This window comes from Arcicella sp. GW821-FHT09D11 (genome assembly GCF_059416265.1).
Genome location: NZ_JBWKOV010000003.1, coordinates 298,930 through 315,369 on the forward strand (window position 1 = coordinate 298,930; position 16,440 = coordinate 315,369).

The 16,440-nt window shown below is 32.4% G+C and carries 13 protein-coding genes; 1 reads left to right on the forward strand and 12 read right to left on the reverse strand.

Going from position 1 to position 16,440, the window contains the following annotated elements:
- Positions 1-93: 93 nt before the first annotated feature.
- Complete coding sequence (locus AC07N0_RS11430; RefSeq protein ID WP_494589268.1) at positions 94-1,119, reverse strand: zinc-binding alcohol dehydrogenase family protein; 1,026 nt, start codon at positions 1,117-1,119, stop codon at positions 94-96.
- A gap of 119 nt (positions 1,120-1,238) precedes the next feature.
- On the reverse strand, positions 1,239-2,474 hold the full coding sequence (gene fucP, locus AC07N0_RS11435) for an L-fucose:H+ symporter permease (RefSeq protein WP_494589269.1): 1,236 nt from the start codon (positions 2,472-2,474) through the stop codon (positions 1,239-1,241).
- A gap of 374 nt (positions 2,475-2,848) precedes the next feature.
- Between fucP and AC07N0_RS11440 the strand changes: the two genes are divergently transcribed.
- Positions 2,849-3,589: a tyrosine-protein phosphatase gene (locus tag AC07N0_RS11440; protein WP_494589270.1), complete on the forward strand. Its 741-nt coding sequence runs from the start codon at positions 2,849-2,851 to the stop codon at positions 3,587-3,589.
- 105 nt (positions 3,590-3,694) lie between these two features.
- Here AC07N0_RS11440 and AC07N0_RS11445 read toward each other — a convergent pair whose 3' ends face one another.
- From AC07N0_RS11445 to rfbC, 10 genes are all read right to left on the reverse strand, one after another.
- Positions 3,695-5,086 (reverse strand): undecaprenyl-phosphate glucose phosphotransferase, encoded by a 1,392-nt coding sequence (locus AC07N0_RS11445; protein WP_492799866.1) that lies wholly within the window; start codon positions 5,084-5,086, stop codon positions 3,695-3,697.
- Positions 5,087-5,442: 356 nt separating this feature from the next.
- The gene (locus tag AC07N0_RS11450) at positions 5,443-6,837 is read right to left on the reverse strand and encodes an undecaprenyl-phosphate glucose phosphotransferase (protein ID WP_494589271.1); all 1,395 of its coding nucleotides are present in this window, start codon (positions 6,835-6,837) and stop codon (positions 5,443-5,445) included.
- Positions 6,838-7,630: 793 nt separating this feature from the next.
- Positions 7,631-8,695, reverse strand: coding sequence for a GDP-mannose 4,6-dehydratase (gene gmd, locus AC07N0_RS11455; RefSeq protein WP_492799868.1), 1,065 nt, complete (start codon positions 8,693-8,695; stop codon positions 7,631-7,633).
- 119 nt (positions 8,696-8,814) lie between these two features.
- Positions 8,815-9,756 (reverse strand): GDP-L-fucose synthase, encoded by a 942-nt coding sequence (gene fcl, locus AC07N0_RS11460; RefSeq protein ID WP_494589272.1) that lies wholly within the window; start codon positions 9,754-9,756, stop codon positions 8,815-8,817.
- 29 nt (positions 9,757-9,785) lie between these two features.
- Positions 9,786-10,529 carry a WecB/TagA/CpsF family glycosyltransferase gene (locus tag AC07N0_RS11465; RefSeq protein WP_494589273.1) on the reverse strand — a complete coding sequence of 248 codons (744 nt, stop codon included), beginning with the start codon at positions 10,527-10,529 and terminating at the stop codon, positions 9,786-9,788.
- An 83-nt stretch (positions 10,530-10,612) separates the two neighbouring features.
- Entirely contained in the window at positions 10,613-11,686 is a 1,074-nt protein-coding gene (locus AC07N0_RS11470; protein WP_494589274.1) for a glycosyltransferase family 4 protein, read from the reverse strand.
- Between the two features lie 57 nt (positions 11,687-11,743).
- Positions 11,744-12,850 carry a glycosyltransferase gene (locus tag AC07N0_RS11475; protein WP_494589275.1) on the reverse strand — a complete coding sequence of 369 codons (1,107 nt, stop codon included), beginning with the start codon at positions 12,848-12,850 and terminating at the stop codon, positions 11,744-11,746.
- A gap of 30 nt (positions 12,851-12,880) precedes the next feature.
- The gene (locus AC07N0_RS11480) at positions 12,881-14,032 is read right to left on the reverse strand and encodes a glycosyltransferase family 4 protein (RefSeq protein WP_494589276.1); all 1,152 of its coding nucleotides are present in this window, start codon (positions 14,030-14,032) and stop codon (positions 12,881-12,883) included.
- Positions 14,033-14,895: 863 nt separating this feature from the next.
- Entirely contained in the window at positions 14,896-15,747 is an 852-nt protein-coding gene (rfbD, locus tag AC07N0_RS11485) for a dTDP-4-dehydrorhamnose reductase (protein WP_494589277.1), read from the reverse strand.
- 106 nt (positions 15,748-15,853) lie between these two features.
- A complete protein-coding gene (gene rfbC, locus AC07N0_RS11490; protein WP_494589278.1) occupies positions 15,854-16,393 on the reverse strand; it encodes a dTDP-4-dehydrorhamnose 3,5-epimerase in 540 nt (179 codons plus the stop codon).
- Between the last annotated feature and the right edge of the window lie 47 nt (positions 16,394-16,440).

Genomic DNA, 16,440 nt, shown 5'->3' on the forward strand with positions numbered 1-16,440 from the left:
TCCGAAATCCGAAATCCGAAATCCGAAATCCGAAATCCGAAATCCGAAATCCGAAATCCGAAATCCGAAATCCGAAATCCGAAATCTGAAAGCTTACACGCTTAACATTGCTTTAATCACTTTAGAACTTGGGTCTAGCCAAGATTCAAAGACATTTGGTAATTCTTCAAAAGGAGCTTCATGCGTAAGCCAAGCTTGGGTCTGAATATTTCCTTCTTCCATATTTTTAATAATCATTTTAAAATCAGCTGGAAGAGAATTTCTACTAGCAAAAAGTGTCATTTCTCTACGATGGAAATCTGGATCAAAAAATGTAACATCTCCTTGAAATAACCCCACAAAAATCAATTTCCCACCAAAAGCTAAATAAGAAAAGGCTTTCATCATAGACTGTGAATTGCCCGTTGCATCAAAAATGACCGTTGGCAAAGCACCCTTTAATGTGGTTTTTAAATCATCTGCCATATATCCTTCTTTTGCTAGTACCGATACATCTGTATCAAACAATTGCTTAGCAAAATCAAGTCTTTGTTGGTTAAAATCCATCACCACAATCTTAGCTTGATGTAATTTAGCAAACTGGATTACCGATAAACCAATCGGTCCTGCACCAATGACTAACACAATATCATTGCTAGTGACATTGGCTCTCTGCACAGCATGAGCGCCGATACCCAACGTTTCTACTAGTGCTAATTGTTCATAACCTAACACTTTTGAACGGTGTAGTTTATGCGCAGGAATCTTTAGAAACTCACACATTCCTCCATCCGTATGTACGCCCATTACTTTCAGGTTTTCACAACAATTAGGCTTTTCATTTAAACATGCCTGACAAGTACCGCAATTCAAGTAAGGCTCAACAGAAACCTTATCACCAATTGCCAATTGTTCAGTATCAACATTTTGTCCTAATGCAACCACTTCAGCACCCAACTCATGACCAAGTACTCGTGGATACGAAAAAAATGGTTGTTTTCCTCTGAAAGCATGATAGTCTGTACCGCAAATACCAATTTTATGAATTTTGATAAGTGCCTCATTATCCGCCAACTTATCATCTATTTCCCTTGAGATTAACTGAAACTCACCAGGTTGATTTAGAATAATTGTTTTCACTAATTCCTATATTTTTAATTATGCTTGATTATAAATCATATACCTAAACTGCATACAATATCACCTTAATCTGTAAACAGATTAAGACCAACTCACGCTTTTTCCTAATCTAATTAACTTTAACTCTTAACTTCTGAACCTTTCCAACCGAAATAAAACACGACGAAAAAACACACCAATGGTACAGAATATGCTACTTGGATACTCATCATATCAGAAATTCTACCCATAATTAACGGGAAGATAGCACCCCCAACGATAGACATAATGACTAATGATGACCCTATTTTTGTTTCCTTGCCTAATGATTTAATACTTAATGAGAAAATAGTTGGGAACATAATCGACATAAAGAACTCAACGCCAATTAAAGCGTATACCGATAACATTCCGCCGTAGATTACTACTACTATTAAAAGCACAACATTGATTAAAGCATACAATGCCAAAAGGATATTAGGGCTGATATAACGCATCAGAAAAGTACCGATGAATCGACCAATCATAAAACAAAACAAGGCAGCTCCTAGTAGACGCGAAGCCGTTATTTCATCGATATTAGCAGTCTTACCTAAATAGCGAATAAAAAAACTAGATACGCAAACCTGCGCCCCAACATAAAAAAACTGAGCTGCTATTCCCCAAACTAAATGTTTGTGACGCATAATAGATTGGCTTCCTGTTGGCAATTCAATGTCGTGCCCTGCTTCTGTAATTTCTGGTAGCTTGCTTTTATATAATAAAACCGCTACAACTAATACTACAATACCTATTATTAAATAAGGAATTTTTACCGTTGCAGCTTCGCCGTCTAGAAAAGCACTCATTTGTTCAGCCGTCATTGAAGCTGTTTCAGTGTTGGTTAACGTTTTTCCAGATAAAATAAATTGCCCTCCTAATATCGGAGCAATCGTGGCAGCTAACCCATTAAATGACTGTGCAAGATTCAATCTTTGTGATGCTCCTTCTGGTTCACCAAGGACTGTCATGTATGGATTTGCTGCGGTTTCTAAAAAAGTCAAGCCACTTGCTATCACAAACAGGGCTGTTAAGAAAAAAGTAAAAACACGCGTATTAGCGGCGGGAATAAATAAAAATGCCCCTATTGCAAATAAAAGTAAACCAGCAATAATACCCGTTTTATACCCAAACTTCTTCATTACCATACCCGCAGGGATGGCCATAATAAAATATGCAATAAAAAAAGAACCATCAATTAATGAAGATTGAAAATCTGTAAGCTGACAAGCTTTCTTAAGGTGTGGAATTAATATTGGATTTAAGTTATGTGCAAATCCCCAAAGGAAAAACAAAGTAGTCAATAAAATAAAAGGTACTAAATATCTGTTTTTCATAAAAAATATGTTAATAGTTTAAGATTAATACATGCATAATCGCATTAACAAGTAGAAAAAATCATAAACTACTCTCTTTTTTCAATAATAATTTGATAATACAAAGAAAAAACATTTACAAACATATAGCATTCACGTTATTATCAAAGATTTATGGTATTTTAGCATAAATGTTTAGCTTACAGCTAAAATAAATATGTCATAAGCTCATTATGGCACAGAAACGAACGTTATTTAAAACTTCAACAATATTATTAGAAGTGTTTAAACAATTAAAAGCCTTACAGAATAAGACTCTTCGCTCAAAATTTAAAACAAAAAAGCTTATAGCTTAATTATCTATGGCGTAAAGCTTATAGCTCAAATTAAAAGATATGTTTTCATTTTTTAAAAAATCATCCGATACTCCTAAAATAGTAGATTTTTCATTTATTGGTACAGATATTCATTCGCATCTTATACCGGGCATTGATGATGGATGTTCTAGTATTGAACACTCTATTGCTTGTATCCAAAAATTAAAGGAATTAGGATTCTCTAAAATCATAACTACGCCACACATCATGGCAGAAGTATATCCTAATACGCCTGAAATCATCAACGAAGGTTTGACTATCTTAAAAGCAGCCTTGGTGGAAGCGGGAATAGAAATTGAGATAGAAGTGGGAGCTGAATACAAAATTGATGAACAATTTTCAACATTATTAGCAAATAATAATTTATTAACTTTCGGAGATAAGTATGTATTGGTGGAGTTCTCTTTTGTAGCTGCCCCAATTAACTTAGAAACTATTATTTTCAACTTAAGAACAAAAGGATATCGCCCAATTATTGCTCATCCAGAGCGATACTTATACTTAAGTGAAAACCTTGCTAAGTTTGAAGAATTGAAAGCATTAGGATGCCATTTACAATTGAACCTGATGTCATTGGTCAATCAATACGGGCCTAAAGCTAATGAAATAGCCAATAAATTGTTGGACATGAATCTCTATGAGTTTATGGGGACTGATTTACACAGACCTGACGATGTAAGAATTCTGAATAAATTATTACAATCTAAAACTATTCTTAGTAAACTCTCTAAATTAAGGCATCTTAATGAGAAAGTTTAATGGTTGTTTGAACCATTAAGCATCCAGAATTTTAAAATCAAAAAAGCAGTCAGGAATTAATTTCTGACTGCTTTTTTGATTAATGTTTTGAGCTATTGATGAATATTAATAAGCCATGTCTTCGCCTCTGAACATATTATAGACTGTCATAATCACGATTTTAAAATCTAGCCAAGGAGTCCAGTTTTCAATATACCAAATATCAAAAACAACTCTTTTACGCATCAAACTAAAGTCTTTAGTTTCTCCTCTTAATCCATTCACCTGAGCCCAACCAGTTACACCAGGTTTTACCCAGTTACGGAGAGCATAATTATTAATAAGGGCTTGGCTTTCTATATTATGTTGTAAAGCATGCGGGCGTGGTCCTACGACCGACATTGACCCTCCGATTACATTTAAAAATTGTGGCAACTCATCTAAATTGGTTTTACGTAATATTCTTCCAATTTTTGTAATTCTAGGGTCGTTTTCAGTAGTTTGCTGAAACTTACCATCTACCACTACTTTACTTTCAATAAACATTGTTCTGAATTTCAAACATCGTATGATTTCTTTATTCTTACCCCATCTTTCCTGAATAAAGAAAATATTCCCTTTTGATTCTAGGCGTATAAGCAACGCAATAATTGGGAAAAGCCAAGAAAAAATCAACACACATAATAGTAGACTGAAAAAGAGGTCTATTATTCTTTTAATGAGCCTCCAATGTAATTGATTTAAAGGTTCATCCCTTACTGTAATCATCGGGAAGTTGCCGAACATTCCCATTTTAAATTTATTAGAACTAAATTTAAAATAATCAGGGATGATTCTAGTCCTAACAGCATTTCTTTCGCCTGCTGAAATGATTTTATCTAATTGTTGCTTATTAAACTGTGGCATTGCTACCACAATTTCATCTATCTGATTATCTATGATAATTTTATCTACTTCATCAAAATTTCCTTTGTATAACCCGTTTAAGTATACGGATTTGGTTTCATCAATAAAACCGATAGGATTATAGCCAAATTGAGTATTGTTCTTTACAAAATCAAAAAAGGAAACGCCCATTTCTGAACTACCGACAATCAAAAGATTACGTGTATTCCTTCCTTTTCTTCTCAGGAACTCAAAAGATTTTTTTAAGAGGTATTTCTTGATAGAAAGAAAAACGAAAAGCATTGCACAATACTCTAGTACAAATCTACGCGCATTATCTCTATCGTTTAGGAAGAATAAAAACAGAATCAATACCAATGCTTGAATAGCAATAACAGGAACTAGCAACAAAAACTCGTCAATAAATTTGAGTGTACGAAAGTCATCATAAACATGGATTATTTTACTAGAAAAATACCAAACTATTACTAAAAGCACGAAAACCTCTCTATCATGAATAGAATTATTACGATTACTGACTACTGAAGTCAAGTAAAAAGAAAGCATTAACACTAAAATATCAGTAAGCAATCGTAAATAATAATTTTCTCTTCCAAAGTAGTCTTTCATCATAAATTTATGTTTAATGTGCTATTGACCGAATTACCTTGCTACAAATTTACAATCTATGTTGGATAGTCACAAAAAAATCTATTAAACGGTATATTTATAATAGCTCTGTAAGAACTAATTATTAATAAATAGCATTGTCCTTTATTTTCCAGTTCAACCCTATTTTTTAACCCATTGAATATTAACTAATTAAGCAAATGTATTTCTTCGATATTAAATTTACGTTAGAACTACCTATTCACAAAATAAACAATACAATAAATTAAAATATTACAATAATTTTTATAAAAATAAAAGGCACAGTAATTATTGATAATTACCATGCCTTAATAAATGATGTGCAATATGGGATGATATTAATAAGCCATATCTTCGCCTTTAATCACATTATAGACTGTCATGAAGATGATTTTGAAATCTAAGCCTAGCGACCAATTTTCAATATACCAGATATCATATTTTACTCTTTGCTCCATTTGTTCCAGCGTCTTTGTTTCTCCTCTGTAGCCATTTACTTGCGCCCAGCCAGTGATACCTGGTTTAATCCAGTGCCTAACTAAATAACTATCTACTTCATCCTTCGTACGTATATTATGTTCATGTGCATGAGGTCTAGGCCCTACAATTGACATATCGCCTAATAATACGTTGATGAACTGTGGCAATTCATCCAAACTCGATGACCTTAAAAACTGACCTAATTTTGTAATTCTTGGGTCGTTCATCTGTGCTTGGTTAAATGTTCCATTTTCAGTTACATCTTTACTTTCGGGTCTCATCGACCTAAACTTGAAACACTTGAATTTTTTATTATTCTTTCCCCATCTATACTGTCTAAAAAATACTGGTCCTTTAGAATCAAGTTTTATCAGAACAGCAATGATTGGAAACAGCCAAGAAAAAATGAAAATAAACACTAGTAACGAGAATATAATATCAAATACTCTTTTTACTAATCTCCAATGATATTCTTGCAATGGCTCGCTCCTAAACGTAATCAGTGGGTAATTACCAAAAAATTTGAATTGCAATCTACTTGGATAATACGTAATATAGCTTGGTACAATTTTAGTTCTGATGGCTCTTTTTTCAGATACCATAAAAACTTCTTGCATTAAACTATTACTAATTTCATCCGTAGTAATAATGATTTCGTCAATTTTATAATTTTCGTTCATTGACAAGAACTTCCTGAGGTCTCCTAAATAAGTATTTCCACCAATATCATTTACTTCTTCTTCTTTGGCAATAATCCCAATTACTCTAAAGCCATAATGAGGGTTCTCTTGAATTTGAGTAATTAAATTGGCCGTAATTTCATTATAACCAACAAATACCACATTTTTGATATTTCCTCCTTTTTGCCGATAATAAAATAGGATTCTTTTAATAATATAATTCTTGATAATTAATACAATTAACAAAATCACAATATAGGCAAAGATAAATCTTCTAGTATATTCATGACGGTTCAGTATAAACAAAACTTGTCCTGCTATTACAGACTGTACTAATACATTCTGAAAAATTAATAGTAGTTCACCTATATATCTTTCAGTTCTAAAGTCATCATAGGTATTTGAAATTTTAGTAGAAAAATACCAACCTATTACAAGTAATAATAATAGAATACTATCACTTTTTTCTAATTCAGGTTTTGTGATAAATGAAGAAAAAACAAAAACACATATAATAGAAATAATATCAGACAACAACCTGAAATAGTTTACTTTACTTATACTTTGAGGCATAATAGTTTATATTTTTTGGGGGATGTTAGCGAATTATGAACGTCAACTGGTAATAATAAAATCACAATTAAAAATACCGTTTTAAAAAACAATTAAATATTGGAATATTTACAAACAAGTAACCTTCTACATACCGTTTAATAAATAGGTGAATCTTTTAGGATAAATTTAACTCAAATATTGTAATTTTGTGATATGATTAACATTTCATTTATTCTTTACGTATCTTAACCTCCTTACATTATGAGCAATGAATCTAAATACACACTTCAAATATGGGGAAGAATTACATTAATTATCCTTTTGGCAGCACTGACTTATTTTATTAATTTTTAAAGAATTGATAAAAGTTCTTAGAAAAAAAGCCATCAATCATTCATTTATGATTGGTGGCTTTTTTATATCAATTCTCAATAAAAATATAACTAACTTTTGCCTAAATACGCTAGTTATATTTGTCAAAATTTAAGCTCACCCTACACTTCACTATTCCTTCAACAAGGAATCTAAATATTAAAAGCATCTTGCTCATATAAAATAAGTAAGCAAAAGCCTCCTTATTGCATCAAGCTTATTTCTTCCTTACTTAAGCGCAATTGTTTTTCTATACGTCAATTAACTATGCTATTTACATAAAGTGTTCGTATATTTTTTGAGCAACATATTTTCATAAAATCCATATTGATAAACAATTCTATATTCATCGTATTATCAAATACGTTAGCGATTCTACTAGTAATATAGTAAAATTTAAGACTTCGTTTAGGACAAAGAAGTCTTAAATTCTGCTTAATTATTTTGTAAATAATTTAATATCAGACTGCATCATGTCTTTTACTAAAGCTGGCAAATCATATTTAGGTACCCATCCTAATTTAGTTTTTGATTTAGTTGGGTCGCCAATCAACAATTCTACTTCAGTTGGTCTGAAATAACGAGCATCAACGTTTACAACAACTTTACCTATTTCAACTTGATACAATGGGTTTGAGCAAGCTACGATTGTACCGATTTCGTCTACTCCTTCTCCAGAGAACTCAACTTCGATACCTAATTCAGCAAATGCCATTCTAACAAACTCTCTAACTCTTGTTGTGATACCAGTAGCAATTACATAGTCTTCAGGAACATCTTGTTGTAAGATTAACCACATTGCTTCAACATAATCTTTCGCATGACCCCAGTCACGTTGAGCATCCAAGTTTCCAAGATATAATTTCTCTTGTTGTCCTAATGCAATTTGAGATACCGCTCTAGTAATTTTTCTAGTAACAAATGTTTCACCTCTTAATGGAGATTCGTGGTTAAATAAAATACCATTCACCGCAAACATATTATATGCTTCACGGTAGTTAACAGTAATCCAGAAACCGTACATCTTAGCAACAGCATAAGGAGAACGTGGATAGAAAGGAGTTGTTTCAGATTGAGGTACTTCTTGTACTAAACCATATAACTCTGAAGTAGAAGCCTGATAGATTTTAGTTTTTTCTATTAATCCCAATAAACGAACCGCTTCAAGAATTCTTAATGTACCGATACCATCTACTTGAGCAGTATATTCTGGTTCATCAAAACTAACTTTTACGTGCGACATTGCACCTAAATTGTATATTTCGTCTGGTTGTACTTCTTGAATAATTCTGATAATGTTAGTTGAATCTGACAAATCGCCATAATGCATGATAAATTTAACACCGTCTTCGTGTAAATCTTCATACAAATGATCGATACGTGCAGTATTGATCAATGAACTACGACGTTTAATACCGTGTACTTCATATCCTTTTGATAATAGTAGTTCTGCCAAATAGGCTCCATCTTGTCCAGTTATACCAGTAATAAGGGCTTTTTTCATAATCGTTGTGTTAATGCTACTGATAAATTTATCAGTGTTAGTAATAAATAAAATTTAAAGTATTTTTAAGATATATGTTGAGTGTTGTTGCATCTTACAACAACCATAATTTATACAATCTATAATCTTAGTTTTGCATGGTTATCCAAGAAATCCTGATAGGCTAAACCGATTCCTTCTTTCAATTCTATGGTATGTCTCCAGCCTTTACCATTCAATTTAGATACATCCATCAATTTTCTTGGTGTGCCATCTGGTTTAGTGCTATCCCAAACGATTTCACCTTCAAAGCCTACGATGTCTTTTACCGTATTAGCCAACTCTTTAATAGTCACATCTATTCCTGTACCCACATTGATTAACTCTGGCTCAGAATAATTCTCCATTAAATATACGCAGGCTGCTGCTAAATCATCAGCATATAAAAATTCTCTCATAGGAGAACCCGAACCCCATAAAATTACTTGCTCAACGCCGTTTTCCTTCGCTTCATAAAACTTACGAATCATGGCAGGCAATACGTGAGAGTTTTGTAAATCATAGTTATCATTCGGTCCATACAAATTAGTAGGCATTACTGAAATAAAATCACATCCATATTGAGCACGATAAGCTTCGCACATTTTAATACCCGCAATTTTAGCAATGGCATAAGGCTCATTGGTTTGCTCTAAAAGACCAGTAAGTAAATATTCTTCTTTAAGTGGCTGAGGAGCAAGTTTAGGATAAATACATGAAGACCCTAAAAACATTAACTTCTTTACTTTGCTAACAAAGGCACTATGAATGATATTATTTTGAATCGCTAAGTTTTCATATAAGAAATCTGCACGATAAGTATTATTGGCAACGATACCTCCTACTTTAGCAGCCGCTAAAAAAACATAATCAGGTTTTTCTACTTCAAAAAATTCAGCTACTTTTTGTTGGTCTCTGAGGTCTAACTCTTTAGACGTTTTTAATACAAAATTTTCATAACCTTCATTTTGTAATTTTCTTAGAATAGCAGAACCCACCATTCCTCGATGACCTGCTATATATATTTTGGAGTCTTTTTCCATTTATTGAATACCAATATGTTGTTAAAAAATTATATAGTACGTATTTTTTCTTTAATAAGAAGCGATATAAAAAGGGAATTAGTAACAAAATACCTTTTAAAAAGCCTTTTAGGATCTTGTGATAAACGATGTAACCACTCAAGGCTGTAATCTTGCATCCATTTAGGAGCCCTTGGTTGTATTCCTGCAAAAACAGGGAATGCCCCTCCTACTCCAACCATGACAGCTTGTATTTTACCTTTCATGCTATACATCCACTTTTCTTGCTTAGGGCAACCTAGTGCTACCAAAACAAGTCCTGCACCACTATCATTGATGGTATTAATATCATTGGCTATTTCTGCCTCTGATAATACTCTGAATGGTGGTGAAATCGCACCGACAATTGCTAAATTAGGATATTTTTCTTTTGCTACTTTTTGTATTTTATCAAGCACTTCATCTGTTGAACCATACAAAAATACTTTAATATTATTCAATTCTGCTTCTTTCAAAAGAGACGGTGTTAAATCCATACCTGCCACTCTCTCTTGATCTATTCCATTAATCAATTTTAAGCCTACACACAGCGGTTTACCGTCCGCAGTAACAATGTCTGCTGAATTAACGATATTTGCAAACTCCTTAGAATTATACGCTTCAATACACATGTGAACATTGGCTACACATACATAAGAGGAGTATCTTTTTTTAGCCAAAGAGATGATATCAGCAACAATCTGCTGATAGCTACCTAAGGTGATATTAATGCTAATAAGTTTTTGTTGAGCCATAACTCTTTTCCGATTTACTTAGGTTTTATTAGGGTTGATGAGCACTATGTCCTAGTACAGTAAGTCTTTGTAATAAAAATTTATCATTTCCCTTTATATAACTCATCTAGTTTTTGAATATACACTTCAGGGTTATAATTAGTGAAAATATTTTTTTGCGCTTCATTAGACATATTTCCGAGCTGGATGCGGTCATTTGCTAAACTCTTTATAGCCTGCATAATTTCTTCTGGAGATTTTTTTGCTACTACAAAGCCTGATTTTTTATCATCAACTGTAAATTTCATTGAACCATCGTCTGTCACAATAGGAACAAGTCCAAAAGACATTGCTTCTAATAACGCCATTGGCAGACCTTCACCAAACAAGGAAGGAAGGATAAAAACATCACATTTTTTTAGGAGATCTATCTTGCCAGCACCTTTTACTACGCCATTATAAATAAATTTATCCCCCAAAATATTAGTCATTTCACCAATAAAAATATCAGCCTCAGGTCCTTTTCCTGCACAACTAAATTCAACAGCAATCCCTTCATTCTTGAGTAGTTTAAAGGCATCTACAATTTGCTCTATTCCTTTACTTATGGTTATTCTCCCCATAAACAATACCTTTAAAGGGGCAGTATTATTAATGACTTTTTGAAAACTTTGAGCTTCCCCTAAATCTACACAATTGGGCAGAACAAATACATTTTTAGCTTTAAATTTTGCTTCAACAACTTGTTTTTCTAATTCACTCAGTACAATTTTACTCTCGTTTCCATTTAACACGTATTCTAAATAACGTTTAATCCATTGAGGAGGATTTTCTTTCATTAAAAATTCACCTCCGTGTAAATGTATTATCAGTTTAACGTTAAATAATCTAGTAACAAAAATAAAAGGAGTATCACGAATAATAGAAGGTTTGCTTAGGGCATAATTAAAGTGAACGATATTTGCTTTACCCGTAAGCAGTTGTATAAAAAGTGTCACTAATGCTTTTAGAATACGTAAGCCCCACCCTAAGCCTCTTGTTTCATTATCGCGTTTACCAAGTTCTAAATGAAAGTATTTGTAGGCCTTGTTGTTATCAATAATAAATTTAGCGACTGAAGAAACGCCACTAACATTTAAATTGGGATCTAAGCTTGGAGCTGTAATGATAACACTCATAGTTAATTTACTAATTTATAAAATGATAAATTTGAGATAATAGATAAAGTTATTTTATTAGCTTTTAAAGAATCGCGTATAGGCATCTACCATACCTTTTTCGCTAAATCTTGATTGAATATAGCTTCTTATATCAATAGGATTGTAGGCAGTATTCATCATTTGTTCCCAAACCTCTGCAATACTTTCGTAATCTGGCGAACATAATAGTCCATTTTTACCCGATACAATCATTTCGTTGGCACCTCCAATATCTGTTAATGCACAAGGTAAGCCTGTCGACATTGCTTCTAAGGCTGCGATGGAGAACGTCTCGATACTATAAGAAGTCAATGAAAAGAAGTCGGCACACCAATAAAAAGGACGAACATCTCTTTGGATTCCAGCCATTCGAACATAAGGTTGGAGTTGCAATTCCTCAATGGTATTCTCAATAATTTTTCTACATTGCCCATCTCCCACTAATAAAAGGTAAAGTTTCTCTGCATTCTCTTTCGTATTAATTACATGTAATGCTTTTAAAGCCGCTACATGGTTTTTTTCGGGTCTGAAAGCGGCAGTTTGTACAACAACTTTTGCCTCTAAAGGTATGTCATATTTCAATCTTGTTTCTTCTCTTATTGCTTGAGAAGGACAGTTAGTCCAGAAATCAACATCTACTCCATTATGGATTGTGGTAAATATGTTGCCAGCTACCCCAAATCTATCTATTGTGTACTCACGTTGATTTTCTGAAACAGGAATAACATGAGTGTCCTTATCAATCATTTTAAAATACATTCTTGCCAATCTATCGTCTTTCTTAGTATGATATACAGTAGAATGGTAAGAAATTAATTTTCTAAAAGTTGAACCTATCAATAAGCTAGCTAATTGAAGGAAGAAAAAAGGGAATAAACCCAAGCAAAATACGATATCAGGTTTTATTTCTTTTAATAAACTTCTAAGTTCAACGATAGGTGAAACATCAAATTTTGATTTACGCGAATATACCTTAACAGGAATACCACTTTCTATTTGATTAAGTAAGGGATTATTATCGCTCAAAACAGCCAAAACAATATCAAATTGTTCTTTATCCAAGCGATTCATTAACGATACCAAAAACTTCTCTGCCCCACCAACTACAAGCCCTGGCGCTAAAAAAAGTATTTTTTTCTTCATCTGAATTTAATTAATATCTTAAAATGATTCTCAACTATAGAGCGTATGCATTACTTTTAAATTAGACGCTGCATACTTTGTCCACAAAGTATCGTCTGGTGATTGATTTAAATGTTTAAATTCTTTTAACCCTTTATTGATACTTTCTAATAGTTTTTCAGGGCTCATATCATCTGAGACAATACCATTTTTCCCTTCATCAACGTATTCTGGCAATGCACCTACAGGAGTTACTACTACTGGGCATCCTAAAGCATGGGCTGTCATTACTACGCCACTTTGTGTGGCATCTAAATAAGGACAAACTACTAACATAGAACGTTGAACAATATCAACAAACTCTTCATTACTTAAATGCTTCTCTCTTACAACCAGATTAGGCATATTATCAGGTATTTCCTTGGACAAATCAAATCCAACTATTTGCTTGCCTGCTATCATAAATTTCACTGAATCATCCTTAATATTTTTGATAGCATCAATAAACAAGTTGATACCCTTATATGGTGAAATTCTACCGATAAATGTGATGTATTCTTTTTTGATTTCCGAATCTTTTTTGATAAAATGTTGATAAACGCTACAAGGCAAAAACTTGATTGTATATACCTTCTTTCCTACTAATATTCCTTTCAAAATATTGGTACTGTATTCTGACAAACACAAGTACTTTGAAGTCAGTTTATAGAGTATCTTAGAAAAAATAACTTTTTTAATATCTTTTTCACCAGTATGTGGTTTAGGGTCATGGACATCCAATATTAAACTATTCTTTTTCAATAAGAAAAAAGGAAGCATCCCTATTTGTCTCATTGAAAAATCATCCAAATGAACAAAATCTGCATGTAATTTATATAACCCTGCTATTGATTTGGTAGCTCGGAACACAGAGTCTACATCTAAACTTTTAGGAGAACTAAAATTGAGAAATTGACATGATTTACAATTTTTCAAGTATGCTGAAATATATTCTATATCCCATTTCTTTACAACTGACTCTACAGGAATAACAAGAGGATATTCTGTCAAATCAGCATCAATATTAAATATATTCGCTTTCAGCGCATGAGGCGTTATTTCAATATATACATGAAAATCAAAATCCTTACTGGCTACTTGAATATATTCTAAGGCTGAATCTAAATAGTAAACCTGTGTGTAATAGATAATTTTTTTCTTCATAAAATTTATAATTTATTATATATAAAAGCTACTATTCATCAGGCTAGCACCTATAATATCTCATGTATTTAAAATAGGCTAATAATTTTCATCTAAAACAAGACTAATACTTACAATATTTATAGATTACAAAAATCTCTTAAAACCTTATATAAAATCAAACTTTGTTATTTATTACTATAACTCAGCTATTTCAATTTTTATAAAATCAGTATTATGTATTTATATGACCTATATAAATTTATTCTTTATCAAATTTAGGTATATTCTAAAAAAAATACAAATTTCAAAGTTATTATTTAATCAATATTAAAGACAAACATTCCGTTAATTCTTAACAAGAAGGGATAAAAAGAAGCCTTTTTTGATTAATTCGCAATAAAATACTGAATTTGAATACTATTTCAATTAATATTTAAAATATCCTATTCTTAGAATTATTTTATTATTAACATAAACAATTATCAATAATTCATGTAGTTTTTGTATATTTCTTATTTCGAATAAAGACTAGTTTTTTAAAATGAATTATATCTTTTTTTATCAAAAACTTGACAAACCAGCATTTTACTAATCCAATTTCCTTTTTTTTATTGGTAGGAGTCCATTTTATCATTACTATTTGCTTGTAATTCAGCAATCAAAAATAGACTAGATGCTAAAATTACGCTAACCATTTCGGACATTGCATCACAGCAATACCTATAGAAAACTGGCTAACATTTAGCATAGAAAAATGCCAAGATGGATGTGTACTGAGACTAAAAACTGAAACAATAATTAGTTTTTTATCGGAAGTGGTTAGAGGTAATATTTTACTACGTTATTCTATTTTAACTATTCTCTTAAAGACGATACGCGTACTAAGCTAATGCTTTTATACAAACCTTCAGACTATCTCTCCAATAAGGAATCTCAATTCCTAATACTTGCTTAATTTTAGTTTTATCCATCACAGAGAAAGCTGGTCTTTTAGCTTTCGTTGGATATTCGCTCGTTTTTAGCGGCTTAACTTTTACAGATACTTCTCCTAGCTCAAAGATTGCTTGTGCAAAATCATACCATGAAATCGCTCCTTCATTGCTATAATTATATAACCCGTAATCTTTGCTTTGAGTAGTAATGATATGAAGAATACAAGCAGCTAAATCTACACCATATGTTGGCGTACCCACTTGGTCAACGATGATGCCTAATTCTGGTCTTTCTTTTCCTAAGCGAAGCATTGTTTTTACAAAATTATTGGCAAATTCTGAATACAACCAGCTAGTGCGGAGGATAAAAAACTTAGACATCTTGTTAATAATATCCTGTTCTCCCTCTAGTTTCGTTAAACCATACATTCCTATTGGCGTAGCTTCATCTTCTTCAGATAAAGCTTTGGGAAGGTTTCCTTCAAAAACAAAATCCGTTGAAACATGAATCAATGTACTTCCATGAGCCACACAAGCATCTGCTAGGTTAGCAGCACCCGTTTTATTGATTTTTCTAGCTAAATCTACGTCGTCTTCTGCTTTATCTACAGCCGTATAAGCCGCACAGTTAACAACATACGAAGGTTTATGCTTGGTAAATAGGTTCTCTAAAAGTTCCACATCCAAAATATTACCTTCAATTTCATCTAAATAGATAATTCCTTCAATATTTTGGCTTTCAGCTACTTTATTGATGCATTGCCCCAACTGGCCAACACCTCCAAATATAATAATACTCATATCAGAATCTTTTAATATAATTTAAGTACACCTAATTCAAGCGTTGTAGGTCTTTATTCTTAGCATTAATAAGACAATCTTATCAATACCATTTCATACAGTAAGATTAAGCCTGTGCTAAATATTCTTCAAGGGTAGGAAGAATCATATCTTTGTCAGATACATTTGGATTTTCTACTGGCCACTCTATTTTAAGAGCTGGATCATTCCAAAGAATTCCTCCTTCAGAAGCTTTATTATAGCCTGCTGTGCATTTATAAGCAAAAATACTATCTTCCAAAGCCAAGAATCCGTGGGCAAAACCTACAGGGATATACACCATTTTATTCGACTGTGCATCAAGTTCAAAAAACTCCCATTGCTTGAAAGTTGGTGAATCAGGACGTAAATCTACGGCCACATCAAGTACCTTACCTGTGATTGCTCTAACAAGCTTACCTTGCGCATAATCTCCCTTTTGAAAATGCAAGCCTCTTAAAACTCCTTTATAAGAAAATGATTGATTATCCTGAACGAAATTGGTTGGCAAACCTTTCTCGCCCCAAGTAATACTATTGAAAGGCTCAAAAAATAGCCCTCGTGCATCCCCAAAAATACTTGGTTCAATGATTAAAACATCTTTAAGCACTGCATTAGATACTTTCATAATACATATTTATGTGCTGTGGGCACTGATAATTTTCAGAAAAAATA